Below are 26500 nucleotides of genomic sequence, written 5' to 3' on the forward strand. Positions count from 1 at the left end.
GATGGGGCCGTGGGGCTCGCGGGGGCGGCGTGCGGCTACCGGGAACCGCCGGTTCCGTTCATCGCATGGTATGTGCGGATCACTTGGCTGTCGTCGGCACCGCCCTCGCCGCGCCCGGACGTGGCGAGGAACAGCTGGTGGGCGACGGCCGCCAGCGGCAGCGCCACCTTGGCGTCGCGGCCCGCCTCCAGAACGATCCCGAGATCCTTGACGAAGATGTCGACGGCGCTCGTGATTTCCGGATCGGCCTCGAGCATGCGCGGACCGCGGTCCTTCAGCATCCAGCTCGATGCCGAGGATCCGCCCATGATCTTCAGCAGGATGTTCAGGTCGACTCCCTTCCGGACGGCCAGCGCGAAGGCTTCCGCGACCACGGCGATGTGGACGCCGCAGAGCAGCTGGTTGACGGTCTTGACCGTCGCCCCCTGCCCCGGCTCCTCGCCGACATGGTGGACCTTGTCGCCGAGCGCCTCGAGGATGGGCCTGGCCTTCTCGAACACCGGCCGGCGCGCCGCCGCCATGATCGTCAGCGTCGCCCCCACGGCGCCGACGACGCCGCCCGAGACGGGGGAGTCGACGAAACTCCGTCCCGTCTCCTCGACGCGCCGGGCAAGGCCGGCCACCTCGCCCGGCGGGCAGGTCGCCATCAGGACGACGATCCCGTCCGGTGCCACACCGTCCAGCGCGCCGTCGGCGAACAGCACCGTCTCGGCCTGAGCCGCGTTCACGACCATCAGGACAAGGGCGTCGGCGCCCCGCGCCGCCTCCGCCGCCGTGCCGGCGCCGGCGCCGCCGGCCCGCTCCAGGGCGGAGACGGACTCCGCCCGAAGGTCGAACCCGCGGACGCGGTGGCCCGCCTTCAGCAGGTTGGTGGCCATGGGCAGGCCCATGGACCCGAGGCCGATGAATCCTATGGTCGTCATGTCGAACCCTCCCGGTTGGTTTCTTGTCAGAGTTTCGGATCCGGCGCCTTCCGGCGTCAGTACAGCGTGAAGGCCGGCACGTAGGACACCAGGCCCAGGACCACGAGGGCCACGAGGTAGAAGGGCCAGAGTTCCCGGACGATGGCGCCGATCGGCTCGCGCGCTATCGCGGCCGAGATGAACAGCGTCGTCCCGATCGGCGGCGTGAACAGGCCGATGCTGAGATTGACCGCCATCATGATGCCGAGCTGGATGACGTCCATGCCGATCGCCGAGCCGACGGCGACGAAGGTCGGCCCCAGCAGCAGGATCGCCGCCGGAAGGTCCAGGAACATGCCGACCACGAGCATGATCACGTTCATGGCCAGGATGATCAGCCACCAATCCTGCAGGACGTTCTGGGCATACTGCGCCACCGCGTTCGGGATGGCCTCCGTGATCAGCACGTAGCCGACCAGGTTGGACGCGGCGATGACCAGCATGACGACGCCCGTGGTGACGACCGTCCCGACCAGGGCGCCGTAAACCCGCCCGATCGTCAGGTCGCGGTAGATCAGCAGGCTGACCAGCAGGGCGTAGGCCACCGCGATCACGCTGACCTCGGTCGGGGTCGCGATGCCGAAGCGCAGCAGGACCAGGATGAACACCGGCATCAGCAGTGCCGGCAGCGCCGTGAAGAAGGCGCCCAGGATGTCCCGGCCGGTGATCCGCTCGGTCAGCAGCGGGAATTTCCGGACGCGTCCGCTGACGTAGCAGACCAGCATCATGCCGAAGGCCAGAAGCAGGCCCGGCAGGATGCCGGCCAGGAACAGCGAGGCGATCGACGCGTTGGAGACCGCGGCGAAGAGGATCAGCGGGATCGAGGGCGGGATCAGTCCCGCGATCACGGCGGAGGACGCGGTCGTGGCGGCGCCGAAGGCGGCCGGATAGCCTTCGCGCTTCTGCCAGGGGATCAGCATGGTTCCCAGCGCCGAGGCCTCGGCGACCGCCGAGCCCGAGACCCCGCCGAAGATGGTGGAGCCGACCACCGTGACCTGCGTCAGGCCGCCGGGGAAACGCCCGACCAGCGTGGCCGCGAAGCGGACCAGCTTCTGGCCGAGCGTCCCGCTCATCATGAGGGCGCCGGACAGGATGAAGAACGGGATGGCGAGCAGCGGGAAGCTCTGGGTCGGCTGGAACAGCTTCACGACGGCGATGACGGTCGGAACGGCGCCGAGCGTCATCACGGCGGCGCCGGAGCTGATGACCAGGGCGTAGCCGACCGGGAACGCCAGCAGCAGCAGGACGGCGAAGACCGCGACCATAACCAGTGTCATAGTTCTTCCTCCGCGATGTGGGCCCGTACCGAGCGCGGGTCCTCGACCAGGAGAAGGCGCCCGAAGGTGGTGACGGCGGTCAAGCCGACGCCGATGAACCCGACGATGAGCGAGAGATAGGCCCAGCGCGCGGAGATCCCCGTGACCGGGTACACCTCGCTCCCGGTGATCTCGATGACGGCGAGGCCGATATAGGCCAGGTAGAAGAAGGTGGCCGCCACGACGACCTGCATTCCCAGCAGCAGCAGGCGGGCTCCCCGGCGCCCCAGCATGTCCAGGATCAGCGTGACGGAGATGTGCGCCCCGCGTTGCGCCGCCAGGACGATCCCGGCCATGACCAGCCATGGAAAAAGGATGTTCGGCATCTCCGACGGCCATCCCAGCCCCTGGGTCGTCAGGTAGCGGACGACGACCTCGGCCATGAGCGACAGGAACAGGGATACCAGTGCCCCGATGGCGATGACGGTGGCGGCGACGGCGATGACCGTGTCCGCCCCCTGGATGATGGAGGCGGGCAATCCCGCCCCCGTCATCTCCCGTTCATGGAGGACTTCCATCACTGCTTCGCCGCGGCGGCTTCTTTCCGGACCAGGGCCACCAGGTCCGGGAACTGCGCCTGCCACTTGTCGTAGACGGGCTTCGTCGCTTCGGCGAAGGCGGCCGGGTCGACTTCGTTGAACGTGACGCCGGCCTTCTCCATCTCGCCGCGCAGTTCACTGTCCGCCTTCCGCGACAGCTCCCGGTTCAGCTTGCCCGCCTCGGCCGCGGCGTCGAGCACCGCCTGCTGGTCGGCCTTGGGCAGGGTGCCGAAGACGACCGCGCTGGCGAACAGCGGCGTCGCCTCGTACTTGTGGGCGGTCAGGGAGATGAACTTCTGGACCTCGTGCAGCTTCGAGGACCAGATGTTCATCAGCGGGTTCTCCTGGCCGTCCACCACGCCCTGCTGGAGCGCTATGTACAGTTCGGAGAAGGCCATCGGCGTCGGGTTGGCGCCGAGCGCCTTGAAGATGTCCACCGTCATGGGATCGGGCGGCGTGCGGACCTTGATGCCGGCCAGGTCCGCGGGCTTCCCGATCGGGCGCACGTTGTTGCTGGTGTGCCGAATGCCGTTGTCCCAGAGGGCGAGCAGGACCAGCCCCTTCGCCTTGGCATCGGCGGCGAGCTGCTCGCCGACCGGCCCGTCCAGCACCTTCCAGGCCTGTGGCAGTTCCTGGAACAGGAAAGGCAGGCCCAGCACCGCGAACTGCGGGACCACGCCGGAGGTCGAGCCCTGGGAGTTGGCGCTGAAGGCCAGGGTTCCCAGGCGCATGTTGGTCAGCGCCTCGACGTCGTCGCCGTACTGGGCGCTGCCGCCGACCTCGATCTTGACGCGGCCCCCGGTCTTCTCGGCCACCAGTTCGGCGAATTTCAGGGACGCTTCCGACTTGGGATTGCCCGGCGCCGCGTTATGGGCGAGACGCAGGACCTGCTGTGCCCAGGCCGGGGCTGCCACGAGGGTGGCGCCGACTGCCAGCGCCGCAAGTAACCGTTTCATCGTTTCCTCCAGTTATTGGTCGTTGGGGTCGCGTTATTGGTCGTGGGGTCGCGCGGGAGATCGGATCGGGGTCTGCCAGGCACTCCGCGCGATGCCTGTTCCGGCACCATGGTGCCGGTCGTCGGAACGGTTTCGCCGGTCGTGCGGCCCGGCCTAGAGCCAGCCCTTGATGCTGGCGGACACGGCTTCGGCCGAGATGCCGTAGCGGTCGTGCAGGGTGGGCAGCGCGCCGGCGAGCAGGAACTCGTCCGGCAGGCCGATGTGCCTGAACTTCGGCGCCACCCCGGAGCGGAGCAGCAGGCCGGCGATTGCCTCGCCCAGGCCGCCGATGACGGAATGGTTCTCGGCGACGACCACCATCCGGCCGGTGCGGGCCGCTTCCCGCAGGATCGTCTCCGCGTCCAGCGGCTTGATCGTCGGGACGTGCAGCACCGCCACGTCCACCTTGTCGGCCTCCAGCGACTTGGCGACTTCCAGGGCGCGCATGGTCATGATGCCGGACGAGATGACGAGCACGTCGGTGCCGTCGCGCAGCATCTTCGCCTTGCCCAGCTCGAACCGGTAGCCGTACTCGTCGAGCACCAGCGGCACGTGTCCGCGCAGCAGGCGCATATAGACGGGACCCTGGTGAGCGACCATGGCGGGCACCATCTGCTCAGTGTCGAGCGCGTCGCAGGGATCGAGCACGGTCATGTTCGGCATGGCGCGGAACAGCGCCAGATCCTCGGCGGCCTGGTGGCTCGGCCCGTAGCCGGAAGTCAGGCCCGGCAGGGCGCAGGCCAGCTTGACGTTGAGGTTTTCCTCGGCGATGGTCTGGTGGATGAAGTCGTAGGCCCGGCGCGAGGCGAACACCGCGTAGGTCGTGGCGAAGGGCACGAAGCCCTCGTGCGCCATGCCGGCCGCGGCACCCATCAGAAGCTGCTCGGCCATGCCCATCTGGTAATAGCGGTCGGGGTGGGCCTTCGCGAAGACGTGCAGGTCGGTGTACTTGCCCAGGTCGGCGGTCATGCCGACGATCTCCGGCCGGCTTTCGGCCAACTCGGCCAGGGCGTGGCCGAACGGCGCCGGCTTGGTGCGCTGGCCCTCGGAGGCGATCGAGGCGATCATCGCCGAGGTCTTCAGGCGCGGCTTGGGGCTTGCGCCTTCCTTGGTGTCGACGTTGGTCGTGCTGGTGCTGGTCATGCCGTCCTCCCGGCCTCGAGGGCTTCGAGGGCCATCTGCCATTCGTGCTCATCCACGCGGATGAAGTGGTTCTTCTCGCGGGCTTCCAGGAACGGGACGCCCCGGCCCATGCGGGTGTCGCAGACGATCATGCGGGGCTTCGGCTCGGCGTGGTCGCGGGCGGCGTCGAACGCCGCCCGGACGGCCTCGATGTCGTTGCCGTCCACCCGCTGGACGAACCATCCGAACGCTTCGAGCTTGTCGACCAGCGGCTCGAAGGCCATGACCTGGGTCGAGGGACCGTCGGCCTGCTGGTTGTTGACGTCGATGATCCCGATCAGGTTGTCGAGCTTCCAGTGGGCCGCCGACATGATCGCCTCCCAGACCGAGCCCTCGTCCAGCTCGCCGTCGGAGAACAGGGTGTAGACGCGGGACGACGAGCCCTTGCGCTTCAGTCCCAGGCACATGCCGACGCCGATCGACAGCCCCAGCCCCAGCGAGCCGCCGGACATCTCCATGCCGGGCGTGTAGGCGGCCATGCCCGACATGGGCAGGCGGCTGCCGTCACTGCCGTAGGTCTCCAGCTCCTCCTCCGGCACGATGCCGGCCTCGATCAGAGCGGCGTAGAGGGCGATGGCGTAGTGTCCGTTCGACAGCAGGAAGCGGTCGCGCCCTTCCCATTCCGGATCTTCCGGGCGATAGCTCATGGCATGGAAGTACGCCGTGGCCAGCACGTCGGCGATGTCGAGCGCCTGGCCGATATAGCCCTGGCCCTGGACCTCGCCCATCAGCAGCGCGTTGCGGCGGATGCGGTAGGCGCGCTCGGCCAGGTCGACATTGTGTCCCAGCGGATTGGTCTGCATGTTTCTCTCCAGCGTCCTCGGTGTCACGGCGCGGTCGGGCGCGTGACGCGTGGGGGGCGGCACTCGGATCGAAGGGCGGCCGTGCGGGGACGGCCGCTCCCGTCAGTGGATCAGCATGCCGCCGTTGACGTCGATGGTGGCGCCGGTGATGTACGAGGACAGGTCCGAGGCCAGGAACAGGCAGGCCCGCGCCACGTCTTCCGCGTCGCCGAGGCGGTTGAGCGGAATGCCCTTGAGGATCTCGGCCTTCAGCTCGCCGGTCAGCTTGCCGCCGGTGATGTCGGTCTGGATCAGGCCGGGCGTCACCGAGTTCACGCGGACATTGTCCGGTCCCAGTTCGCGGGCCATCGCCTTGGCGAGCCCGAGGGCTCCGGCCTTGGCGGCGCTGTAGTGCGGTCCGCCGAAGATGCCGCCGCCGCGCTGGGCCGACACGGACGACATGCAGACGATGGAGCCGGAGCGCTGCCGGCGCATGTGCGGGACCACGGCCTGGCTCATGTAGAGAGTGCCCCGCAGATTGACGTCGAGCACCGCGTCGTAGTTCTCGGGAGCGATGTCCATGAACTTCAGCGGCTGCGTGATGCCGGCGTTGTTGATCAGCACGTCGACCCGGCCGAACTCGCCGACCACGCGCTCGATGGCGGCGGCGCAGGCCTGCTTGTCGGTCACGTCGCAGGCGATGCCCCGGTGGGCTTCGCCCAGCTCCGACGCGGCCGCCGCGGCCTGCTCCTGGTTCAGGTCGAGAATGATCGAGCGTCCGCCGTGCAGGGCGAACAGCTTGGCGGTCGCCCGGCCGATACCCCGCGCCGAAGCAGCACCCGTGACGACGCAAACCTTGTTTGCGAGAAGCATTTCCTCACCTCTTTTGAATTGTTCTACAGGGCAATCAAGTCGAACTGCGATCCGCACCAATCCACGCTATGATCTTGATGCGCCGTCTTCTGTAGTTGCCCAGTATCGCTGTGGTGAGCTGAATCTAACGGGTTGAGGTAATGTGCTCAAATGAATAAAATGAGCTATTGTTGAACTGAGCTCATGTGAATACGGCAATGCAAAACAGGCTGTCGATCAAGTCGATTCAAGCGTTTGAGGCTGCCGCGAGGCTCGGTTCGTTCGCTGCCGCAGCAGATGAATTGGCTGTTACGCCTTCTGCGGTAAGCCATCAGGTCAAGCTCCTGGAAGAGCAGCTCGGGGTCCCGCTGTTCCACCGGATCCATCGCGCGGTGGTCCTGACCGACGCCGGGCAACATCTCGCGACGGAGGTCATCGCCGCGTTTTCCCGCATCGACGCCGCCACGCGCACCGTCGCGGTCGCCGGGACGGGCGCCGTCCTGACCGTCCATTCCACGCCGAGCTTCGCCTCGCAGTGGCTGATGAGAAGACTGGCGCGGTTCGGCGAAACGCATCCCGGCATCGATATCCGCCTGAACGCCTCCATGCTGCCCGTTACCCTGAACCAGGGTACGGTGGACGTCGACATCCGCTACAATCCCGGCACGGCCGCCGCCGGCGCCGTCATGGTCCCCTTTCCGGACGACACGATCGTGCCGCTGTGCTCGCCCTCGCTGGCGAACGGGATCAAGCCGATCCGGCGCCCGGCCGACCTTGCCAACCATACCCTGATCCATTCCGAGATCACGATCCTGAGCTGGCGCGACTGGGGCCGGCGCCATCGCAGGGTGAGGCTCGACATGGAGCGGGGTCCCCGGTTCGACCGCTCCTTCATGGCCATCTCCGCCGCCGTGGACGGGCTCGGAGTCTGCCTGGACAGCCTGCTGCTCGCCGAGCAGGAGATCCGGACCGGGAAACTGATCGTCCCCTTCCCGGGCGACTGCATGAAGGCTCAAGGGCATGGCTTCCTGACGCTGCGCACGAAGACGGACCTGCCGAAGATCCGAAGCTTCAGGGAGTGGCTCTTCGCCGAACTGGGCAGGACCCTGGATTGGGCGGAGCGCTTCGTCGCGAACGGGATGACGAACCCCGCGCCGTGACCATCGCGGGCGGTTCGAGTTCCGTCGTATGCAATCTTTACTTTTGAGTCACGCGACCGTCATCAGTATGTCACTCACAGACGTCAGTATGCATCACACCGGAAAAATTGTCTAGATGAATAGACAATTTGTTCAAAGCCAGCCGTTTCCGAGAGTGATGCATGGGTCAGAGCGGGATATCAGAACGAACCGATGGGCTTGGTTCCGAAGGGCCGGTTCCTGCGGAAACCGTCGGCCGGCAGCGTGCCATCGCCGCGTTCGCGAGCGCTTCGGGAGCCTGGCTGGACGACGCCCTGACGAAGCTCGGCGACGCGATCCCGGAGGCCCTGCCCGTGCGTGGTCCGGAAGTCGGGCTGGTCATGCTGCGCGGGCGCATCGGCGGCGGCGGATCTCCCTTCAACCTTGGCGAGGCCACGGTCACCAGAGCCAGCGTGCGGCTGTCCAGCGGCGAAGTCGGGCACGCGATCGTGCTGGGCCGGGACACGGCCAAGGCCGGCATTGCGGCACACCTGGATGCCCTTTGGCAGCGGGATGACTGGCGCGACCGGATCGAGGCAAACGTCGTGGGACCCGCCATCGCGGCGGAAGCCGCCGCCGACCGGGTGCTCGCGGAAGAGACCGCGGCTACCCGCGTGGACTTCTTCACCATGGCCCGGGGCGAGGACTGATGGCGGGGCGATTTCCCGATGCCCCGTCATCCGGAGCGGCAGACACGGCTGTCCAGGGCGGGTTCCACGATCCCGTGTTCGGTTCCCAGGCGGTCTTCGCCGCCGTCATGAATGCTTTCGCCAATCCCGGCACGATCACCGTCCTCGACTCCCGGATGGGTGCGCCGGCCGCGCTGGCGCCGGCGGCGGCGGCCGTCGTCGCCGCGCTGGCCGATGGGGACACGCCGGTCTACCTGGACGAGCGCCTGCGCGAGGCGCCCGGTCTGGCCGGCTGGATCGCCTTCCATACCGGCGCGCGTCCGACCGGCGACGCGGCGGCCTGCGCTTTCGCGATCCTCGGCGGCGGTCCCTGTCCGGCGCTGCCGGACGGCTTCGCCATCGGCACGGCGGAACATCCCGATCGGTCAGCGACCCTGCTGGTCACGGTTTCGGCATTGGGTGGCGGGCCTCCCCTGGTGCTGTCCGGACCCGGCATCGACGGTGAGCGGCGGATAGCACCCCAGGGGCTGCCCGACGGTTTCGCCGCCGCCTGGGCGCGCAACAACGCGCTTTTCCCGCGCGGCGTCGATGTGCTGCTGGTCTGCGGCGCCACCGCGACGGCACTGCCCCGCACCACCCGCATCCGGAGCACCTGACATGTATGTGGCCGTCAAGGGCGGCGAGGCCGCCATCGGGAAGGCCCATAGGCTCCTGGCCGACCGCCGCCGGGGCGACAGGGACGTGCCGGCACTCGGTCTCGACCAGATCAAGGGCCAGCTGTCGCTGGCCGTGGACCGGGTGATGGCCGAAGGCTCGCTGTACGATCCCGATCTGGCAGCGATGGCCCTCAGGCAGGCACGCGGCGACATGATCGAGGCGATTTTCCTGCTGCGCGCCTACCGCACCACGCTGCCCCGGTTCGCGGCGTCGCTGCCGGCCGATACCTCCGCGATGCGGGTCGAGCGGCGCGTCTCCGCGATATACAAGGACCTGCCGGGCGGCCAGCTTCTGGGGCCGACCTTCGACTACACGCACCGGCTGATCGACCCGGCGATGGCCGGGGACGAACCGGTCGAGCCGCCGGAACGCCGCACCGATCGCCCATCGACCGAGCCATGCCCGAGGGTGAGCGACATCCTCGACGGCGAGGGGCTGATCGAGCGGGACGACAGCGCCCCTGACCGCGCTCCCGGCGGCGAAGCCGAACCGTCCGACCTGACCCGCGACGCCGTCGCCTTCCCGCTGGGCCGGGACCTGCGGCTCCAGGCCCTGGCGCGCGGCGACGAGGGGTTCCTGCTGGCCCTGGCCTATTCGACCCAGCGCGGCTACGGGCGCACCCATCCCTTCGTCGGCGAGGTCCGCATCGGGCTGGCCGACGTCGAGGTCGAGGTGCCGGAGCTGGGATTTCCCGTCCGGATCGGGCGGGTCCGCCTGACCGAATGCCAGATGGTCAACCAGTTCAAGGGCTCGCGCACGGAGCCGCCGCAGTTCACCCGCGGCTACGGCCTCGTCCTCGGCCAGTCGGAGCGCAAGGCCATGGCGATGGCGCTGGTTGACCGGTCGCTGCGCGCCGACGAGTTCGGCGAAGAACGCACGGCCCCGGCCCAGGACGAGGAATTCGTGATAGCCCACTGCGACAACATCCAGGCGACCGGCTTCGTCGAGCACCTGAAGCTGCCCCACTACGTCGATTTCCAGGCGGAACTGGGGCTGGTGCGCCGGATGCGCGCCGAAGCCGAAGTCGGAGAAACCGGGCGGGAGGCGGCGGAATGACCGAGCCAGTGCTTCCCACCTACAACTTCGCCTATCTGGACGAGCAGACCAAGCGGATGATCCGGCGCGCGATCCTGAAGGCCATCGCGATCCCCGGTTATCAGGTCCCGTTCGCCTCGCGCGAGATGCCGATGCCCTATGGCTGGGGCACCGGCGGGGTCCAGGTCACGGCAGCGATCCTGGGACCGGACGATGTCCTGAAGGTGATCGACCAGGGCGCCGACGACACCACCAACGCCGTGTCGATCCGCGCGTTCTTCGCCCGGACCTCCGGCATCCGGACGACCACCCGCACCTCGGAGGCGACGATCATCCAGACCCGCCACCGGGTCCCGGAAACGCCGCTGCGGGCAGGCCAGACCATCGTCTTCCAGGTCCCGATCCCGGAGCCGCTGCGCTTCCTGGAACCGCGCGAGACGGAGACGCGGGTGATGCACGCGCTTGAGGAATACGGGCTGGTCCACGTCAAGCTGTACGAGGACATCGCGACCCACGGCCATATCTCGACCGCCTACGCCTATCCGGTCAAGGTCGAGGGGCGCTACGTGATGGACCCGTCGCCGATCCCCAAGTTCGACAATCCCAAGCTCGACCGGTCGCCGGCGCTCCAGCTCTTCGGGGCCGGGCGGGAACAGCGCATCTACGCGCTGCCACCCCACACCAGCGTCGTCAGCCTGGATTTCGAGGATCACCCGTTCCGGGTCGAAAGCTTCGACAACCCCTGCGCCCTGTGCGGCGGCACCGGCGTCTACCTGGACGAGATCGTGACCGACGACCGGGGCGGACGGATGTTCGTCTGCTCCGACACCGACCACTGCGAAGCCCGCCGGGCCGGCGGACATGCCGGGACCGGACTGCCGGTGACTTCGGCCGGAGAGACGCCGTGATGGAAGGCCCTATCCTCGAAGTTCGGGACTTGACCAAGGACCATGGCGGCGGCCGGGGCTGCCGGGATGTCTCGTTCGACCTGTGGCCCGGCGAGGTGCTGGCGGTGGTCGGCGAGTCCGGGTCCGGCAAGACGACCCTACTGAACTGCGTTTCGGCCCGGCTGGAGCGCTTTTCCGGGTCGGTCCGGTATCGGATGCGCGACGGCGCGTTGCGCGACCTCGCCGAGCTGACCGAGGCCGAGCGCCGCTTCCTGATGCGGACCGACTGGGGCTTCGTCCACCAGAACCCGGCGGACGGCCTGCGCATGCGCGTGTCGGCCGGCGCGAACGTGGGCGAGCGGCTGATGGCGGTCGGCCAGCGGCACTACGGCGCCATCCGCGATACCGCCACCGACTGGCTGGAGCGGGTGGAGATCGAGGCCGGGCGGATCGACGACCGGCCCACCGGCTTCTCCGGCGGCATGCGCCAGCGCCTCCAGATCGCTCGCAACCTGGTGACCCACCCGCGCCTGATGTTCATGGACGAGCCGACCGGCGGCCTCGACGTCTCGGTCCAGGCGCGGGTGCTCGACCTGCTGCGCCGGCTGGTGTCCGACATGGGCCTCGCCGTCGTGATCGTCACCCATGACCTGGCCGTCGCCCGGCTGCTGTCGCAGCGCATGATCGTGATGAAGGACGGACGGGTGATCGAGCACGGCCTGACCGACCGGGTGCTGGACGATCCGCACCACGCCTATACCCAGCTTCTCGTCGCCTCGATCCCGGAGTCCTGACCATGCCGTTCGAATCTTTCGGGGACAGCGGCCGGGCGCGGCCGGTCGTCCTGCGGGTGACAGGTGTCGCCAAGTCGTTCACCATGCATCTGCGCGGCGGCCTCCGCCTTCCCGTGGTCCGGGACGTCTCGTTCGAGCTCGCCGCCGGCGAATGCGCCGTGCTGGGCGGGCCGTCGGGCGTCGGCAAGTCCTCGATCCTCCGCATGGTCTACGGCAACTACGCTGTGGATGCCGGCGAGATCCTGGTCCGGTCGAGCGCCGGCGGTGGCTTCGTCGATCTCGCGGCGGGCGATGCGCGCACAGTCCTGGGCCTGCGGCTCAACGAGATCGGCTATGTCAGCCAGTTCCTGCGGGCGGTGCCGCGCGTTTCGGCCCTCGACGTGGTGGCCGAGCCCCTGACGTCGCGCGGCGTGCCGCCGGACGAGGCCCGCCTGCGGGCGGCCGGGTTGCTGGGTCGGCTCAACCTGCCGCCTGCCCTGTGCGACCTGCCGCCGGCCACCTTCTCCGGCGGCGAGAAGCAGCGGGTCAACATTGCCCGAGGCTTCATCACCGATCACCCGATCCTGCTGCTGGACGAGCCGACGGCGTCGCTGGACGACGCCAACCGCGCCGTCGTCACCGCCATGATCCGCGAGAAGCAGGCGGCGGGAACGGCGATCCTCGGCATCTTCCACGACGAGGCGGTCCGCGCCGAAGTCGCCACCCGCGTCATCGACGTATCCAGCTTTTCCGCCCGGAGGGCAGCATGACGACCTGGACGAACAGTTTCGACGGCGCCGGAGACGGGGCAGACTCCCACGGATACCAGCGATCCGGGCATGCCGCCCGGTCCCAACAGCCCGGCCAGGGGGATCCGGCCGCCGTCAGCGTGCGCGGTCTGTCGAAGAGCTACGGCAGGACCAAGGCTCTCCGCGATGTCGCCGTGACGATCCGGCCCGGCGAGATGGTGGCGCTGATCGGCGCGTCCGGTTCCGGCAAGAGCACGCTGATCCGGCACATCGCCGGGCTGGAGATCGCCGACCCCGGACAGGGCCGCATCGAGGTGTTCGGCGGCCTTGTCCAGCACGACGGCAGGTTCGGGCCGCAGGCCCGCGCGATCCGCCGCGACGTCGCCGTGATCTTCCAGCAATTCAACCTGGTCGGCCGGCTGTCGGTGATGACCAACGTGATGATCGGTCATCTCGGCCGCGTCCCCGGCTGGCGCGGCACCCTGGGCCTGTTCACCCGGCCCGAGCGGGACGCGGCGCGCGGGGCGCTTGCCCGCGTCGGCATCCCGCAGGTCTGCCATCAGCGCGCCTCGACCCTGTCGGGCGGTCAGCAGCAGCGCGCGGCGATCGCCCGCACGCTGGTCCAGCGATCGAAGATCCTGATCGCGGACGAACCGATATCGGCGCTCGATCCGGCGTCGGCCCGGCGCGTGATGAACATCCTGGCGCAGATCAACCGCGAGGACGGGATCAGCATCCTCGTCTCGCTCCATCAGGTCGAGTACGCGCGCCGCTACTGTCCCCGGACGATCGCCATGCGCGACGGCAGGATCGTCTATGACGGCCCGTCCACCGCACTGACCAACGCCTTCCTGTCCGACCTCTACGGGGAATCCTCGGAAGAGCTGGTCCTGTTCGACGACCCGGCGGACGCCATGCCGCCCGGCAAGACCGCCCTGGCCTGATCCCTGATCCCCGACCACGGACTCGATTACCGAAATTCACCGGAAACCGGAGAACAACGATGAGCATCAACCACCGCGGCATCAGGGCGCTCCCGCTCGCAGCCCTTCTCGCAACCACCGTAGCTGCCGCCGCCGTCACGAGCGGTGCGGCACACGCTGCGGAAGCGATCAACTTCGGCATCATCTCGACCGAGTCCCAGTCGAACCTGCGCAAGGCCTGGGAACCGCTGCTGGCCGACATGACCAGGCGGACGGGGCTGGAGGTCAAGCCGTTCTTCGCGTCCGACTATGCGGGCGTGATCGAAGGCATGCGCTTCGGCAAGGTCCAGGTGGCGTGGTACGGCAACAAGTCGGCGATGGAGGCGGTCGACCGGGCCGACGGCGAGGTCTTCGCGCAGTCGGTCGACGTCTCCGGCAATCCCGGATACTGGTCGATCGTCGTGACGCCGAAGAACTCCGCGCTCAACAGCCTCGACGACCTGCTCACATGCGACAAGTCGCTCAATTTCGGGATCGGCGATCCCAACTCTACTTCGGGCTATCTGGTGCCGATGACCTTCATCTTCGCCGCGAAGAAGATCGATCCCAAGCAGTGCTTCCAGCGCGTCGTCAACGCCAACCACGAAACGAACCTGATGGCCGCGGCCAACGGACAGGTCGATGCCTCCGTGGCCAATACCGAGTCCCTGGCCTCGATCGAGAAGAACAATCCGACCGCCTTCCAGAAGATCAAGGTGATCTGGAAGTCGCCGCTGATCCCCGCCGACCCGCTGGTCTGGCGCAAGGACCTGAGCGCCGACGCCAAGGAGAAGATCAAGACGTTCTTCCTGACCTATGGAACCGACAAATCGACGGGCGATGTCGCGGCCGAGAAGAAGGTGCTTCGGGACCTGGCCTGGGCGCCGTTCCGCGCCTCGACCGACGATCAGCTCCTGCCGATCCGCGTCATGGAGCTGACCCGCAGGATCGCCCAGGTCGAGGCCGACCAGGGCATGGCGGCCGACGCCAAGGCGGCGGAGCTGTCCAGGCTGAACGCGGAGAAGGCCGGTTATGAAAGCCGGATGGCCGCCGGGCAGCAGGGCTGACGGACAAGTCCGGCGCATCCGGAGCAGGACGTGAAAGAGGTTAGCATGAGCAACGCCGCTCGAGACGAAGACCGCGCCGGCATGCCCGACGCCGTCCGCCGCGACTGGAGCCGGGCGGTATCCGGCCCGCTGCTGTGGCTCGCCCTTGCGGGGATCCTGCTCTGGAGCTGGGCGCCGGCCGAGATGGGGCGGTGGACCTACCTGTTCACCGATGCCGGGAACATGGCGGAATACGCCTCCGGCTTCGCCCGCCCCGATTTCTCGGAATGGCGCTATTACGTCGAGGAGATGGTGATAACCATCCAGATCGCGGTCTGGGGCACCTTCCTGGCGATCGTGTTCGCCATCCCCTTCGGCATCCTGTCGGCCCACAACATGAGCCGCTGGTACGTCCTGCAACCGGTGCGCCGGCTGATGGACCTGTTCCGCGCCATCCACGAGATCGTCTTCGCCGTGCTGTTCGTCGTGGCGGTCGGGCTTGGACCGTTCGCCGGCGTGATGGCGCTGTTCGTCCACACCACGGGCGTCCTGGCGAAGCTGTTCTCCGAAGCGGTCGAGGCGATCGACCCGCGCCCCGTGGAGGCTATCCGGACGACGGGGGCCTCGAAGCTCCAGGAAATCGTCTACGGCGTGATCCCCCAGGTCCTCCCTTTGTGGATCTCGTTCTCGCTCTACCGCTTCGAATCCAACGTCCGCTCGGCCACGGTGCTCGGCATCATCGGCGCCGGCGGCATCGGACAGGTGATGTTCGAGACCATCCGAGGCTTCTACTATCCCCAGGCGGCGGCGATCCTGGCCATCGTGATCGTGACGGTGTCGCTGACCGACATCCTGTCGCAGCAGATCCGCAAGCTGGTGATCTGACCGCCATCCCCCCTCCCGGAAAGCAGCCGGTGAAGACACCGGCGAACGAGGCGACATGTCCCACGGACAGCCAGAAGAACAGATTTTCCGGAACGCCCGGATCGTCCTGCGCGACGAGGTCGTGACCGGTTCGGTGCGTCTGCGCCGCGGCTGGATCGAGGAGATATGCCCAGGTCCCATCGCCACCGGCCATCATCGGGCCGGCGAGGACCTGGACGGCGATTTCCTGATCCCCGGCCTGGTCGAATTGCACACCGACCATATCGAGGGACACTTCCTGCCGCGACCGAGGGTGCGCTGGAACATGACCGCCGCCGTGCAGGCCCATGACAACCAGATCGCGGCGTCCGGCATAACCACCGTGTTCGACGCGCTCCGCGTCGGCGAGGACGAGAATGCCGATTTTACCCCGGCCGACGTCGGCGGTCTGGCCCGGACGATTTCCGACTGCGTCGCGGAAGGACGCCTGCGCGCCGATCATTTCCTCCATATCCGCTGCGAGGTGTCCTCTCCCGACGTGATCGACGGTTTCGAGCGGATCGGCGACAATCCGCTGATCCGTCTCGCGTCGCTGATGGACCATGCGCCGGGCCAGCGGCAATTCGTCGATCCCACCGCCTACAAGACCTATTATCAGCGCAAGATGAAGCTCGGCGACGCCGAGTTCGCCGAGTTCTCGCGCCGGCGGCTGGCGGAATCCGAGGAGAATGCCGATCGGAACCGGATCGTCCTGGCGGCGCGCTGCCACGCGGCCGGCATCAGCGTCGCGTCCCACGACGACGCGACCGCCGACCATGTCGCCGAGGCCGTCCGGCTCGGCATCTCCCTGGCCGAGTTTCCGACCACGGTCGAGGCCGCCGGGCTCAGTCATGCCGCCGGGCTCAAGGTCCTGATGGGAGCGCCCAACATCGTCCGGGGAGGATCGCATTCCGGCAATATCGGCGCCGCCGAGCTGCTCGCCGCCGGCGTCCTCGACATCCTGTCGTCGGATTACGTGCCCTTCGGCCTGGTGCAGGCGGCATTCCAGCTCGCCGACGAGGGACTGGCCGATTTGCCCCGCGCGATCCGTCTGGTCTCGACCAACCCCGCCGAGGCCACAAGGCTGGCGGACCGGGGCGAGATCGCGGCGGGCCGCCGGGGCGACCTCGTGAGGGTCGCGGCCGTTCCGGGCAAGCCGCCGATCGTCCGGTGCGTCTGGCGGACGGGAAACCGGGTCGCCTGACGGACGGTCCGATCGCCCTGCCGGAAATCCAAGCGAAATGTCAGCGGTCGTGGAATCGGGTGAAGGCGGCGACCGGCTCACGCTCCGCGGCCAACCGATTGGTCGGCTCGTCGGGATCGGCGACACCGAGCGCCATGCCGCACAGCACGAGTTCGGTGTCGGGGATCCCGAGCTGGCGGCGGAGCACGGCGGGATAGTTGGCGAGTGCCGCCTGTGGGCACGTGTCGAGCCCATGCCCGCGCGCCGCTATCATGATGTTCTGCAGGAACGTCCCGAAGTCGAGCCAACTCCCCTGGCCGAGGTCCCGGTCGATGGTGAAGATCATCCCGACCGGCGCGCCGAAGAAGGCGTAGTTTCGGCCGCGCTGGCGCGCCGACCCTTCGCGGTCGCCCCTGGCCACCCCGGCGAGGGCGAACAGGTTCCAGCCGAGCGCGCGGCGCCTGTCCAGATAGGGTGCCCGCCAGTCGCGTGGGTAATAGTCGTATTCCCGAGCCTCCGGGGCTCCGCTCTCATGGAGGCCGATCAGTTCCGCCTTCACGCGCTCCAATGCCGGTCCCGACAGCACATGCACCTTCCAGGGCTGCATGTTGCTGCCGCTCGGCGCGCGGCTGGCCACTTCCAGGAGCCGTTCGACCATCTCGCGGCCGACCGGCGTCGGAAGGAAGCCGCGCACGCTACGCCGGCTGACGATCGCCGTCTCAACCGCCGCCCGCATGATCTCCGGATCGATATCCCGCATATTCCGTACCGTCATTGCGAAAAGTCCCCCGAGTGATGCCACCAGAACCAGCATCAGGAGGCTCGCCGCATACCCTGGAAGAGCGTCGTGGGCAAGCGACAGGGAGGGGGCGGCGCAGACGCTGGTGGGAAACCAGGGCAGCGAGTCATAGGAGCGAGTCATAGGGTCGTGCCCGGAGCCCCGCCGCGATTCCGGCAGCAATCGGATGAGCGGGGGTGCGCGGCGGCGGCTCCCGCCCCCGGGCACTGCCTTCCAGGGAACACTCCGCTTGGCAAGGCGCGGTCGGTATTTCGGATGTCGGCGGGGTTGCCCATGGCGAACGTCGGATCGCGCGCCTCCCCCGCAGGTTCGGAACGGCGTGACGGTCCGGCGATCAGGTACTCGCTCAAGCGGTCCGCGAGATAGGCATGACCGGTCCGGCCGCCGAGTGTGACGGAGGGCAACGCCGCGACGGAAGGGATGCCGGCCGCGATGCGCTCGCCTCGCGACGGCAGCTCCGCGATCCAGCGCGCGCCCCGACCGAAGTTTTCCATCGCTCCTGCGGACAGAACAGCGAGGACGACTGTCGCAGCCGCGGCCATGACCATGGACCGATGGGTCGGCAGGCGCTGCCATGGTAAGCGGGGCCGGTTCCCGGCCGTGCCCGCCGCGACGACCTCGTAGACGTCGATCCCCACGGACATGTTCTTCGCCACCTTGCGTCCGAGAGACCGGAAAGCCCAGTTGGCCGACGGCTCCGCGCTGCGGCGGACGGCATCGCTGACATAGATCGATCCCGGTCTCGCCATCGATTCCAGCCGCGCCGCGACGTTGACGCTGTTGCCATAGGTATCGTCATTCTCTTCGATGACGTCGCCGACATTGACGCCGATGCGCAGATCGAAACGGCAGGACGCCAAGGCCAGCTGGATCTGCTCGGCCGCTTCCAGGGCTTCGTGGGCGCTGGCGAAGGAGGCAAGGAAACCGTCGCCGGTCTGCTTGAAGATGCGGCCCTGATTCCGCGCGACCGCCGGGCCGACGATATCGTCGAACAGCGAGCGGAGATCCCGATACGTCGCGGTCTCGTCCCTGGCCATCATACGACTGAAACCGACGACATCTCCCGCCAGGATCGCTGCAAGCTTGCGCCTCATGTTCGAAACTCCGGCCGTTCTTCCTCAAGGCTGCCGGAGAATGCCGGCACGGTCGCATCGATGGGTCGCCGCCGGCGGGCCGCCGGGCAGCGCGCACGGAGGGCTGCGGCCGATGTACGCGCTGACGGGGCGACCGCCCGGCCATTCCGATCGGTGTCGGGGCGCGCCGGAAGGAAGGTGGGCGTCTCTGGCATGCTGTGGGGATCCATCGGGATCGGCTCCGGACAAAGTTGGCTCGGGAAGTCGGCTCAACCCGCCGCTCATGGCGGCATGGCGTCACCGGGCTTTGCGTTGCACGGCCCCCGGGCTGCCGCGGGTTCGGGTCCTTCGGGCGATCCGGAACAGAATCACCTGCGCCGCGAGGAGACATCCCGGGGTGACCATCGCCAGGGCCGTGGCGTTCACCTCCGCCTGTCGCGCGATCCCTTCGGCGCGTGCCCCCCGGTGCTCGGAGCCGGGACCGAGGGCTTCGGCGGGAGCGGCGGAGAATATCCTGGGACATGTCATTGTGGCTGGTTCCCGGTTGCGTGCTGAGGAACGGAAGCGCCCGAACCCCTGGAACGGTCTGCTTCCGGAAGCGGGAGGGTGTCTCGCGCCATCTCCTCCGCCGCGCCCAGGATCACCCTAACCGCCGCCTGTCGCACTCCTGTGCCGGGACTGTCCGCCCTTGTATCGAATTGTATCGGCGCTGCGGCCAAAGCCCCGGTTTACAGGGTTCCTGGAATATCTTGATACAATTCCGTCCAGGCATCTGGCGGCGGACGCAGTATAAGGATGGCTGTGTTCAGCATTCGGGACCGATCATGGACTCCGTGCCCCACATCGCCGTCGTCGACGACCATCGCGACATTCGCGATCTTGTCGGCAAATATCTTCAGCAGCAGGGCTACCGCGTCAGCACGGTGGAGCATGGCGCGGCGTTGCGCCGCCTGCTGGAGCGGAAGGCACCGGATCTCATCGTCCTCGACATCATGATGCCGGGCGAAGACGGGCTCACCCTCTGCCGCGAGCTGCGGGCCGGCCCCGGCGGAGGGGTGCCGATCATCTTCCTGACCGCCCGGACGGACGAGACCGATCGTGTGATCGGCCTGGAACTCGGAGCGGACGATTACCTCGTCAAGCCGTTCTCCTCGCGCGAGCTCCTGGCCCGCATCAAGGCGGTGCTGCGCCGAGCCAACAGCCTGCCGCACCAGCGGACCGCCCGCAGGGCCGGGATGGTGCGCTTCGATCGCTGGGTCCTCGACCTCGGCCGGCGGGAGCTCCAGGGCGAGGACGGGGTGGGCGTGCCGCTGTCAACGGCGGAGTTCCGGCTGCTCAAGGTATTCGTCGAGCATCCCGGCATGGTTCTCAGCCGCGACCAGCTCCTCGACCTCACCGTCGGGCGCGAGGCCGATCCCTTCGACCGCTCCATCGACAACCAGGTCAGCCGCCTGCGCCGCAAGGTGGAGGCCGACCCGAAGTCCCCGACCATCATCCAGACCCATTGGGGCGGCGGCTACAGTTTCATGCCGGAGGTCTTCTCCTCGTGACGCGCCTTCTCACCTGGTGGCGCAAGCGCCTGTCCGTCCAGCTTCTCGCCTCCATGCTGGTGGCACTCTTCGCCTCCCAGACGGTCGGGATGTGCATCTCGTGGGATCAGTTCCTCACGGACCTGCGCGCGGCCGCGCGCACCGAACTCAGCAGCCGCGCGGCGGCCGTGGCCCGGCTGGTCGAAACCCTGCCGCCGGCGCTTCAATCCGATATCGCGCGCGTCAACAGCACGGACTACACCCGTTTCTGGATCTCCGAGGACCCGACGCCCGCCCCCGGACCGTGGGTGGGCGAGGCGTTCGAGCGGTTCAAGGTGCCTCTGCGGACGCTCCTGAACGGATCGGGCCAAGCCGTGCCGGCGGGCAGCCCGGCCGCGAGAACGCCGCTGCCCGAGGGCGCGACCGCCGCGCATCTCCTCAAGGGAATGGCCTGGACGGCGCCGCCCGCGGATCGGGCGGACCTGCCGGCGCGGGCGCTCTATCTCGACTATGCCGAACGCAACGGCGCCGGGGTGATCGTCCCGCTCAACGACGGCCGGGTTCTCAACGTCGCCTTCTACAAGCATTTCATGCCGTCGATCTGGGACACTCACCTCCCGGTGTCGCTCGCCTTGACGGCGGTCCTCGTCTCCCTGGTGGGCGTCCTGACCGTGCGGCGCATCGTGCAGCCCCTGCGCCAACTCACCAAGGCCGCGGAGATGCTCGGGCGCGGCGAGGCGGTGACGCCGCTGCGCGAAAGCGGCCCCGACGACATCCGCCGTACGGCCGAAGGGTTCAACCGCATGCAGGAGCGGCTGCACCGCTTCGTGGAGGATCGGACGCGCATGCTGGCGGCGATCGGCCACGACCTGAGGACGCCTTTGACCACGCTGCGCCTGCGCGCCGAGCTGGTGGAGGATCCCGACCTTCAGGAACGGATGCTCGACACTATCGACGAGATGCAGGCGATGACCGAGGCGACGCTGTCGCTCGCGCGCCAGGAGACCAATGCCGAACCGACCCGCACGATAGACCTCTCGGCCCTGGTCGAGAGCGTCTGCGACGACCTGGCCGAGATCGGGCAGTCCGTCGTCTTCGTCGGAGACGGACGGGTGAACTACCGCTGCCGGCCGGACGGCCTCCGGCGCACCATCCGCAACCTGATCGAGAACGCCGTGCGCTATGCGGGCCGGGCCGAGGTGCGGCTGATCACCACGCGTTCGACGGTCGAGATCGTCGTCGAGGACGACGGACCGGGCATTCCCCTCGACAGCATGGAGGAGGTCTTCGCGCCCTTCTTCCGCCTGGAAGCTTCGCGCTCGCGCGAGACGGGCGGCGTCGGTCTCGGCCTCTCGATCGCCCGCGCCATCGCCCGCCAGCATGGCGGCGACGTGGTCCTGTCGCTGCGCCATCCCGGTCTGAAAGCCGCCGTCGTCCTGCCGGCCTGAGCGCGGCGGGGGATGGTGGCGGCCCCGGCGGGGAACACGGGGCCGGCGGTATTCCTCCGTGTCGGGGGATCGGCGCTCCGGAACCGGCCGACCGGGGTGCGGAGCGCCGCTGCCTAGGCTCCGAGCGCCGCGAGCACTCGGTCCGGCAGGAAGGGAAAGTGCCGGAGCCTCACGCCACCGGTCAGCCGGGCTATCGCATTGGCGATCGCCGGGCCGGTGGGCGGGAGGCCGGCCTGGCCGATGCCGCCGACCGGGCTCCCCGGCGTGGGCACCACGGCGACCTCGATCTCGGGCGCCTCGGACATACGGATCACCCGGTAGGTATCGAAGTTCGACTCCTCCACCTCGCCATCGACGACGTTGATCTGCTCGAACAGCGCATGACCGGTCCCGTTCGTTATGCCGACGATCATCATGGCCTCGACATGGAGCGGCTGGATCGCCACGCCAGGATCGATCGCGCACCAGACCTTGTGCACCCGGATCCGTCCGGTTTTCCGGTCGAGCGACACCTCGGCGACCTGAGCGCAATGCGAGCCGAAGGCGTCGGAGTAGGCCAAGCCGATTCCGCGGCCCTCGCGCTCCCGGGTCCAGTCCGCCATCCGGGCGACGGTCTCGATCACCGCGCAGGCACGGGGCTGGTCCTTAAGGAGCTCCAGCCTGAGCGCAACGGGATCGATGCCCCTCGCGGCTGCGATTTCGTCGACGACGCATTCGATCGCGAACCTCGTGTAGCCGACCCCGACCGCGAACCAGAACCCGATGTCCAGTCCGCTTTCCTGACGCAGATACTCGACGTGATGAGCCGGCACCGCGTAATTGAAATGAGCGCCTTCGGTCACGACCTCGTCGTGACCTCCCTTGCCATCGAACAGTTCCGGCATGGTGCGGGCGAACACGGAGTCCGCCACGATGCGGTGCCGCCAGCCGAGGATGTGCCCGTCGGCGTCGAGCCCGACCTGTATGTGCTGGGCCTCCAGCGGCCGGAACTTGTCGTGCCGGATGTCGTCCTCGCGGCTCCAGATGACCTTGACCGGCCGTCCCTCCGCGGCCCTGGCCAGCGAGACCGCATCGACGATGAAGTCTCTTTCGGCCTTGCGTCCGAACCCGCCGCCGAGCAGGGTCGTGTGCACCCTGACCTTGTCGGGCGTGGTGCCGACCACCTCGGCCGCGAAGCCCTGCGTGCCCGTCGGTCCCTGGGTCGGCGCCCAGATCTCCACCCTGTCGCCGATGACGAGCGCCGTGGCGTTCATCGGCTCCATGGCCGCGTGGGAGACATGGTCGCTCATATAGTCCACCTCGATCACCGTCGCGGCCGCCGAGATGGCGGCCTGGGCGTCGCCGGCAACATGCGCGGGAACGCCTCGGCGTCCGAGATCGCGGCCAATGGCGCGATACGCCTCGAGCAGGTGCCGGCTGGTATAGTCGCGGACCCGGGACCGAGTGCTCCACGCGACTTGAAGCAGCTCCTTCGCGCGTCTGGTCGCCTCGACCGTCTCGCCGATGATACCGACCCCATAGGACAGCGGGACGATATGGGTCACGCCCGGCACCGCCCTGGCTTCGGTGTCGTCGATGGCGTCGGGCCGTTCGCCCTGGACCGGCGCCCGCAGCACCGCTCCGTAAAGCATGTCCGGAAGCTGGACGTCGATACCGAACACGGCGGTTCCATCGACCTTCGAGGGAACGTCGACGCGCCGGATCGAACGCTTTCCGATATAGCGCCACCTGTCGCTCGGCTTCAGATCGGCCTCGCCCGCCTGAGGGAGCGGTTCCGGCGGCGGTCCGTTCGCGGCGATCTCACCGTAGTCGAGCGCGCGGCCCGAGGCGGGATGCAGGACCCTGCCTGGTTCGGTCGAGAGCTCGCTCACCGGCACGCGCAACATGCCGGCCGCGGCCGCCAGCAGGACCATGCGGGTCTGGGCGCCGGTCAGTCGAAGCAGCGCATGATACCCGCGCGTGGACTCGCTGCCACCGGTGAGCTGGATCCCGTAGAAGCCCGGATTGCCGTAGGTCTCCGCGTCGGAGGGAGCCTGGACGATGCGCACCCGGTCCCAATCGGCGTCCATTTCCTCGGCGACGAGCAGCGGCAGCGTGGTCATGATGCCCTGGCCCATCTCGACGGCCGGCGAGATGATGGTCACCGTTCCGTCATCCGCGATCGTCACCCAGGCATTCGGGCGGAAGCCGTCCTCGGCGGCGCGGGCGGCTTTGGCGCCGACGGCAGGCAGCGGCAGGCTGCCGAACGCGACCGCGATCCCGAGGCCGCCGGCCGTGACGAGGAAGCTGCGCCGAGACACCGCGCGGGTCCGAGGCTGAAAAATCGTGGCCATGGCTCATCCCTCCCGCGACGCGCGCTCGATGGCGGCGATGATGCGGACATAGGTCCCGCAGCGGCAGATATTGCCGTCCATGTGCTCGATGATCTGCTCGCGGGTGGGGATGGGCGTGCGTTCTAGGAGCGCGGCCGCCTGCATGATCTGCCCGGACTGGCAATAGCCGCACTGCGGCACCTGCTCCGCGATCCAGGCCTTCTGCAGCGGATGGCCGGCATCGGGCGAGAGGCCCTCGATGGTCGTGACCTCGCGTCCCTCGACGCCCTCGAGCAAGGTGACGCAGGAGCGGACGGGCTCCCCATCGACATGGACGGTACAGGCACCGCACTGCGCGATGCCGCAGCCGTACTTCGTGCCGGTGAGCTTGAGGTGTTCCCGGATCACCCACAGCAGCGGGGTTTCGGGGCCGGCGGCGATATCCACCGCGCGGCCGTTGATGATGAACGCCGTCATGAACGTTTCTCCTATGCCTGATGGCTTGCGCGATGGTCGATGTCGCGGGGCGCAGCCGGAACGGAGGCTCGCCGTGCGGCCGTTGCGCCGGCGCCGAGAAGGCCGGGGCGAGCGGCTGACCATCGGAACCCGATGCCGGGCGCCGCTACGATAGGCAGCCGCGGAAATACGGTCTATGCTACAGGGTCCGAAATATCTTCGCGATCGTCCGGAGGAGCTCCTTGGATCCATTGTCGGATGTGCTGTCGCTGCTGAAGCCGCGAAGTTACGTGTCGTCGGGGTTCGATGCGGGAGGCGACTGGTCGATCCAGTTTTCCAACCAGCAGAATCGCATGAAGTGCTACGCCGTCGTGTCGGGCGAATGCTGGTTGTCGGTCGATGACGTCGCCGAGCCGGTGAGGCTGAGGTCGGGGGAATGTTTCGTGCTGCCGAGCGGGCGGAATTTCCGCCTTGCCAGCGATACCGCCCTGACGCCCGTCGACTCCGGCAAGTTCTTTCCGCCGGCCCGCCCGGGCGGCGTCGTGAAGGTCAAGGGCGGGGGCGATTTCTACCTCGTCGGCAGCCGCTTCGCCGTCAGCGGCAGGAACTCTGGCAGCCTCCTCAGGATGCTGCCGCCCGTCGTGCGGATCCGCAGGGAGTCGGAGCAGGCGGCGCTGCGCTGGTCGGTCGAGCGGATGCAGGAGGAGCTGCGCGAGCAGCGGCCGGGCAGTTCGCTCATCGCTCAGCACCTCGCGCACATGATGCTGGTCCAGGCCCTGCGGCTGCATCTCGACGACCGGCCCGCCGACGGCGTCGGATGGTTCTTCGCCCTCGCGGACAAGCAGCTCGGCGCAGCGATTTCCGCCATCCACGCCGATCCCGGGTATCGCTGGACATTGAGGGAACTCGCCGAGCGTGCCGGCATGTCCCGCTCGATCTTCGCCCTGAGATTCAAGGAAGCGGTCGGGGAGACGGCAATGGACTATCTGGCGCGCTGGCGCATGCTGCTCGCCGGTGACAGGTTCGAGAACACCGCCGACCCCGTGTCCGTCGTTGCCCTGTCGCTCGGCTACGAGTCCGAAAGCGCCTTCAGTACGGCCTTCAAGAGGGTCATGGGCTGCACGCCCAGGCAGTATGGCCGCGACGCGTCCCTGCCGCGCGATCCGCCCGAGGGCACCGGTCCCGCCCAAGCCGATCGGCAGGGTCCGGCGCCGCCCCCTGTCCACGGCGAGCGCGGGCCCGTTCATTCGCCGATGATGCGCGCCTCCCGCAAATAGTTGAAGTCGCCGTGACCGGGCCAGGCTCGCCCATCGGGATAGCGCAGCTCGCTTCCGACAAGTTCGCTCTCGTCCGCGAGCCTCATGTTGACGCCCATCATGGTGTTTCCGAACCTTGCGACGGCGCCTTCGGTCAGCGTGAAATGCGTCGTCGATCCGCACCTTGGGCAGAATCGAACTTCAGCGCCCGGCTCTGCCTTGTCCTCCCGGATGTAACTGCTTGCCGTTCCCTCGACCCGGACCTGGGATGGATGGAAATAGGCCCAGCGAACGCCCGCTTTGCTGCAAAGGGTACAATTGCACTCGTTGATGTAGTCCGGTCGCCTGTCGAGCTCGATGCGGATCTGGCCGCAGTGGCAGGAAAGCTTCAGCATGAAGGGTCTTCCTCGAAACTGGTGGAACATGCGGGCGGCATGCACGGACGGGCGGATCGCTTCGGCGCTTTTCGGTCGGCCGACGTACAATACGGCCCGGCGTCGGGGTCCTGGAGCCCATGATCGATCTCGAATGCCGACCACGACGTCGCCGCACCAAGTCCGCCGGAAGCCGCCCGGACGGAATTGTATCAGAATAAGAAGGTTCTTGTCGGCTGGGGCTTCGACCGCCAATCGAGTGCGTCAAGTTCTGCAAATTTGTCCATGGCATTGCGGGCCGGGTGATCGCCGGGTGTCGGGATGGCGCGTAATTTCTCAGGCCGCCAGTTCAAGCGCCCGCATGACCTTCTTCTTGTGTTCTCGAAGGTGGTCCATGTTCAGGTACCGGGTGGTCTCCAACCATTCCTCATGGGTTTCCGCAGTCAGTGCCCGGACGATTTGCAGGCGCCCGTCCCAATCCACCGCCACCGCGACCAGGATCGCCTGGCTGCCGACGCTGCCGCCCTCACGACAGGCTGCGCCGGGTCGGGTAGCCGGTTCCA

At 68.1% G+C, this 26500-nt stretch carries 26 protein-coding genes and 1 pseudogene; 14 read left to right on the plus strand and 13 right to left on the minus strand.

The window, feature by feature from the left end; all coding sequences use genetic code 11:
* Nucleotides 1-35: 35 nt before the first annotated feature.
* The 7 genes from JL100_RS31450 to JL100_RS31480 all read right to left on the minus strand — a co-directional run bounded on the left by JL100_RS31450 (nucleotide 36) and on the right by JL100_RS31480 (nucleotide 6649).
* Complete coding sequence (locus tag JL100_RS31450; protein WP_202684178.1) at nucleotides 36-923, minus strand: NAD(P)-dependent oxidoreductase; 888 nt, start codon at nucleotides 921-923, stop codon at nucleotides 36-38.
* A gap of 56 nt (nucleotides 924-979) precedes the next feature.
* Entirely contained in the window at nucleotides 980-2239 is a 1260-nt protein-coding gene (locus JL100_RS31455; protein WP_202684177.1) for a TRAP transporter large permease, read from the minus strand.
* Nucleotides 2236-2796 (minus strand): TRAP transporter small permease, encoded by a 561-nt coding sequence (locus JL100_RS31460; RefSeq protein WP_202684176.1) that lies wholly within the window; start codon nucleotides 2794-2796, stop codon nucleotides 2236-2238. Before JL100_RS31460 ends, JL100_RS31455 begins: the two co-directional genes overlap by 4 nt.
* Nucleotides 2796-3773 carry a TRAP transporter substrate-binding protein gene (locus JL100_RS31465; RefSeq protein WP_202684175.1) on the minus strand — a complete coding sequence of 326 codons (978 nt, stop codon included), beginning with the start codon at nucleotides 3771-3773 and terminating at the stop codon, nucleotides 2796-2798. The genes JL100_RS31460 and JL100_RS31465 overlap by 1 nt, the downstream gene beginning before the upstream one ends.
* A gap of 153 nt (nucleotides 3774-3926) precedes the next feature.
* The gene (locus JL100_RS31470) at nucleotides 3927-4955 is read right to left on the minus strand and encodes a transketolase family protein (protein ID WP_228421490.1); all 1029 of its coding nucleotides are present in this window, start codon (nucleotides 4953-4955) and stop codon (nucleotides 3927-3929) included.
* Nucleotides 4952-5797: a transketolase gene (locus tag JL100_RS31475; RefSeq protein ID WP_202684173.1), complete on the minus strand. Its 846-nt coding sequence runs from the start codon at nucleotides 5795-5797 to the stop codon at nucleotides 4952-4954. Before JL100_RS31475 ends, JL100_RS31470 begins: the two co-directional genes overlap by 4 nt.
* Nucleotides 5798-5899: 102 nt before the next feature.
* The gene (locus JL100_RS31480) at nucleotides 5900-6649 is read right to left on the minus strand and encodes an SDR family NAD(P)-dependent oxidoreductase (protein WP_202684172.1); all 750 of its coding nucleotides are present in this window, start codon (nucleotides 6647-6649) and stop codon (nucleotides 5900-5902) included.
* Nucleotides 6650-6846: 197 nt separating this feature from the next.
* Here JL100_RS31480 and JL100_RS31485 point away from each other — a divergent pair, with 197 nt between their 5' ends.
* From JL100_RS31485 to JL100_RS31535, 11 genes are all read left to right on the plus strand, one after another.
* A complete protein-coding gene (locus tag JL100_RS31485; protein WP_202684171.1) occupies nucleotides 6847-7788 on the plus strand; it encodes a LysR substrate-binding domain-containing protein in 942 nt (313 codons plus the stop codon).
* Between the two features lie 161 nt (nucleotides 7789-7949).
* Nucleotides 7950-8456: a phosphonate C-P lyase system protein PhnG gene (gene phnG / locus JL100_RS31490; protein WP_202684170.1), complete on the plus strand. Its 507-nt coding sequence runs from the start codon at nucleotides 7950-7952 to the stop codon at nucleotides 8454-8456.
* Nucleotides 8456-9091, plus strand: a complete 636-nt coding sequence (gene phnH, locus JL100_RS31495; protein WP_202684169.1) for a phosphonate C-P lyase system protein PhnH — start codon at nucleotides 8456-8458, stop codon at nucleotides 9089-9091. Before phnG ends, phnH begins: the two co-directional genes overlap by 1 nt.
* A 1-nt stretch (nucleotide 9092) precedes the next feature.
* Nucleotides 9093-10208 (plus strand): carbon-phosphorus lyase complex subunit PhnI, encoded by a 1116-nt coding sequence (locus JL100_RS31500; RefSeq protein ID WP_202684168.1) that lies wholly within the window; start codon nucleotides 9093-9095, stop codon nucleotides 10206-10208.
* Nucleotides 10205-11095 carry an alpha-D-ribose 1-methylphosphonate 5-phosphate C-P-lyase PhnJ gene (locus JL100_RS31505; RefSeq protein WP_202684167.1) on the plus strand — a complete coding sequence of 297 codons (891 nt, stop codon included), beginning with the start codon at nucleotides 10205-10207 and terminating at the stop codon, nucleotides 11093-11095. Before JL100_RS31500 ends, JL100_RS31505 begins: the two co-directional genes overlap by 4 nt.
* Nucleotides 11095-11868, plus strand: a complete 774-nt coding sequence (gene phnK, locus JL100_RS31510) for a phosphonate C-P lyase system protein PhnK (RefSeq protein WP_202684166.1) — start codon at nucleotides 11095-11097, stop codon at nucleotides 11866-11868. The genes JL100_RS31505 and phnK overlap by 1 nt, the downstream gene beginning before the upstream one ends.
* Nucleotides 11869-11870: 2 nt before the next feature.
* A complete protein-coding gene (phnL, locus tag JL100_RS31515; RefSeq protein WP_202684165.1) occupies nucleotides 11871-12617 on the plus strand; it encodes a phosphonate C-P lyase system protein PhnL in 747 nt (248 codons plus the stop codon).
* The gene (gene phnC / locus JL100_RS31520) at nucleotides 12614-13540 is read left to right on the plus strand and encodes a phosphonate ABC transporter ATP-binding protein (protein WP_202684164.1); all 927 of its coding nucleotides are present in this window, start codon (nucleotides 12614-12616) and stop codon (nucleotides 13538-13540) included. Before phnL ends, phnC begins: the two co-directional genes overlap by 4 nt.
* Before the next feature lie 59 nt (nucleotides 13541-13599).
* Complete coding sequence (gene phnD / locus JL100_RS31525; RefSeq protein WP_202684163.1) at nucleotides 13600-14625, plus strand: phosphonate ABC transporter substrate-binding protein; 1026 nt, start codon at nucleotides 13600-13602, stop codon at nucleotides 14623-14625.
* A gap of 45 nt (nucleotides 14626-14670) precedes the next feature.
* Entirely contained in the window at nucleotides 14671-15489 is an 819-nt protein-coding gene (phnE, locus tag JL100_RS31530) for a phosphonate ABC transporter, permease protein PhnE (RefSeq protein WP_228421495.1), read from the plus strand.
* 55 nt (nucleotides 15490-15544) lie between these two features.
* The gene (locus JL100_RS31535) at nucleotides 15545-16711 is read left to right on the plus strand and encodes an alpha-D-ribose 1-methylphosphonate 5-triphosphate diphosphatase (RefSeq protein WP_202684162.1); all 1167 of its coding nucleotides are present in this window, start codon (nucleotides 15545-15547) and stop codon (nucleotides 16709-16711) included.
* 40 nt (nucleotides 16712-16751) lie between these two features.
* Here JL100_RS31535 and JL100_RS31540 read toward each other — a convergent pair whose 3' ends face one another.
* Both JL100_RS31540 and JL100_RS31545 read right to left on the minus strand, forming a co-directional pair.
* Nucleotides 16752-17465, minus strand: a complete 714-nt coding sequence (locus JL100_RS31540; protein ID WP_228421497.1) for a nitroreductase — start codon at nucleotides 17463-17465, stop codon at nucleotides 16752-16754.
* A 143-nt stretch (nucleotides 17466-17608) separates the two neighbouring features.
* Nucleotides 17609-18583 (minus strand): adenylate/guanylate cyclase domain-containing protein, encoded by a 975-nt coding sequence (locus JL100_RS31545; RefSeq protein WP_202684161.1) that lies wholly within the window; start codon nucleotides 18581-18583, stop codon nucleotides 17609-17611.
* Nucleotides 18584-19386: 803 nt separating this feature from the next.
* On the opposite strand from JL100_RS31545, the gene JL100_RS31550 reads away from it, so the two are divergent.
* Nucleotides 19387-20112, plus strand: a complete 726-nt coding sequence (locus JL100_RS31550) for a response regulator (protein WP_202684160.1) — start codon at nucleotides 19387-19389, stop codon at nucleotides 20110-20112.
* Entirely contained in the window at nucleotides 20109-21539 is a 1431-nt protein-coding gene (locus JL100_RS31555) for an ATP-binding protein (protein WP_228421499.1), read from the plus strand. The genes JL100_RS31550 and JL100_RS31555 overlap by 4 nt, the downstream gene beginning before the upstream one ends.
* A 113-nt stretch (nucleotides 21540-21652) precedes the next feature.
* Here the strand turns inward: JL100_RS31555 and JL100_RS31560 are convergent, their stop codons facing one another.
* Together JL100_RS31560 and JL100_RS31565 are read right to left on the minus strand one after the other, a co-directional pair.
* On the minus strand, nucleotides 21653-23872 hold the full coding sequence (locus JL100_RS31560; RefSeq protein WP_202684159.1) for a xanthine dehydrogenase family protein molybdopterin-binding subunit: 2220 nt from the start codon (nucleotides 23870-23872) through the stop codon (nucleotides 21653-21655).
* A 3-nt stretch (nucleotides 23873-23875) separates the two neighbouring features.
* On the minus strand, nucleotides 23876-24328 hold the full coding sequence (locus JL100_RS31565; protein WP_202684158.1) for a (2Fe-2S)-binding protein: 453 nt from the start codon (nucleotides 24326-24328) through the stop codon (nucleotides 23876-23878).
* Nucleotides 24329-24549: 221 nt separating this feature from the next.
* Here JL100_RS31565 and JL100_RS31570 point away from each other — a divergent pair, with 221 nt between their 5' ends.
* Complete coding sequence (locus JL100_RS31570) at nucleotides 24550-25584, plus strand: AraC family transcriptional regulator (protein WP_202684157.1); 1035 nt, start codon at nucleotides 24550-24552, stop codon at nucleotides 25582-25584.
* Here JL100_RS31570 and JL100_RS31575 read toward each other — a convergent pair.
* Complete coding sequence (locus tag JL100_RS31575; RefSeq protein ID WP_202684156.1) at nucleotides 25551-25958, minus strand: GFA family protein; 408 nt, start codon at nucleotides 25956-25958, stop codon at nucleotides 25551-25553. The two genes, JL100_RS31570 and JL100_RS31575, sit on opposite strands and share 34 nt — an antisense overlap.
* A 315-nt stretch (nucleotides 25959-26273) precedes the next feature.
* Nucleotides 26274-26402 (minus strand): annotated as a pseudogene (locus tag JL100_RS37030) (IS256 family transposase); the annotation flags it as partial.
* Between the last annotated feature and the right edge of the window lie 98 nt (nucleotides 26403-26500).

Source organism: Skermanella mucosa (genome assembly GCF_016765655.2).
Taxonomy (GTDB): domain Bacteria; phylum Pseudomonadota; class Alphaproteobacteria; order Azospirillales; family Azospirillaceae; genus Skermanella; species Skermanella mucosa.

Bases quoted from the DNA above. Each gene is read 5' to 3' on its own strand.
- JL100_RS31450 (WP_202684178.1), bottom strand. From the start codon at position 923: ATGACGACCATAGGATTCATCGGCCTCGGGTCCATGGGCCTGCCCATG.
- JL100_RS31455 (WP_202684177.1), bottom strand. From the start codon at position 2,239: ATGACACTGGTTATGGTCGCGGTCTTCGCCGTCCTGCTGCTGCTGGCG.
- JL100_RS31460 (WP_202684176.1), bottom strand. From the start codon at position 2,796: ATGGAAGTCCTCCATGAACGGGAGATGACGGGGGCGGGATTGCCCGCC.
- JL100_RS31465 (WP_202684175.1), bottom strand. From the start codon at position 3,773: ATGAAACGGTTACTTGCGGCGCTGGCAGTCGGCGCCACCCTCGTGGCA.
- JL100_RS31470 (WP_228421490.1), bottom strand. From the start codon at position 4,955: ATGACCAGCACCAGCACGACCAACGTCGACACCAAGGAAGGCGCAAGC.
- JL100_RS31475 (WP_202684173.1), bottom strand. From the start codon at position 5,797: ATGCAGACCAATCCGCTGGGACACAATGTCGACCTGGCCGAGCGCGCC.
- JL100_RS31480 (WP_202684172.1), bottom strand. From the start codon at position 6,649: ATGCTTCTCGCAAACAAGGTTTGCGTCGTCACGGGTGCTGCTTCGGCG.
- JL100_RS31485 (WP_202684171.1), top strand. From the start codon at position 6,847: ATGCAAAACAGGCTGTCGATCAAGTCGATTCAAGCGTTTGAGGCTGCC.
- phnG (WP_202684170.1), top strand. From the start codon at position 7,950: ATGGGTCAGAGCGGGATATCAGAACGAACCGATGGGCTTGGTTCCGAA.
- phnH (WP_202684169.1), top strand. From the start codon at position 8,456: ATGGCGGGGCGATTTCCCGATGCCCCGTCATCCGGAGCGGCAGACACG.
- JL100_RS31500 (WP_202684168.1), top strand. From the start codon at position 9,093: ATGTATGTGGCCGTCAAGGGCGGCGAGGCCGCCATCGGGAAGGCCCAT.
- JL100_RS31505 (WP_202684167.1), top strand. From the start codon at position 10,205: ATGACCGAGCCAGTGCTTCCCACCTACAACTTCGCCTATCTGGACGAG.
- phnK (WP_202684166.1), top strand. From the start codon at position 11,095: ATGGAAGGCCCTATCCTCGAAGTTCGGGACTTGACCAAGGACCATGGC.
- phnL (WP_202684165.1), top strand. From the start codon at position 11,871: ATGCCGTTCGAATCTTTCGGGGACAGCGGCCGGGCGCGGCCGGTCGTC.
- phnC (WP_202684164.1), top strand. From the start codon at position 12,614: ATGACGACCTGGACGAACAGTTTCGACGGCGCCGGAGACGGGGCAGAC.
- phnD (WP_202684163.1), top strand. From the start codon at position 13,600: ATGAGCATCAACCACCGCGGCATCAGGGCGCTCCCGCTCGCAGCCCTT.
- phnE (WP_228421495.1), top strand. From the start codon at position 14,671: ATGAGCAACGCCGCTCGAGACGAAGACCGCGCCGGCATGCCCGACGCC.
- JL100_RS31535 (WP_202684162.1), top strand. From the start codon at position 15,545: ATGTCCCACGGACAGCCAGAAGAACAGATTTTCCGGAACGCCCGGATC.
- JL100_RS31540 (WP_228421497.1), bottom strand. From the start codon at position 17,465: ATGACGGTACGGAATATGCGGGATATCGATCCGGAGATCATGCGGGCG.
- JL100_RS31545 (WP_202684161.1), bottom strand. From the start codon at position 18,583: ATGAGGCGCAAGCTTGCAGCGATCCTGGCGGGAGATGTCGTCGGTTTC.
- JL100_RS31550 (WP_202684160.1), top strand. From the start codon at position 19,387: ATGGACTCCGTGCCCCACATCGCCGTCGTCGACGACCATCGCGACATT.
- JL100_RS31560 (WP_202684159.1), bottom strand. From the start codon at position 23,872: ATGGCCACGATTTTTCAGCCTCGGACCCGCGCGGTGTCTCGGCGCAGC.
- JL100_RS31565 (WP_202684158.1), bottom strand. From the start codon at position 24,328: ATGACGGCGTTCATCATCAACGGCCGCGCGGTGGATATCGCCGCCGGC.
- JL100_RS31575 (WP_202684156.1), bottom strand. From the start codon at position 25,958: ATGCTGAAGCTTTCCTGCCACTGCGGCCAGATCCGCATCGAGCTCGAC.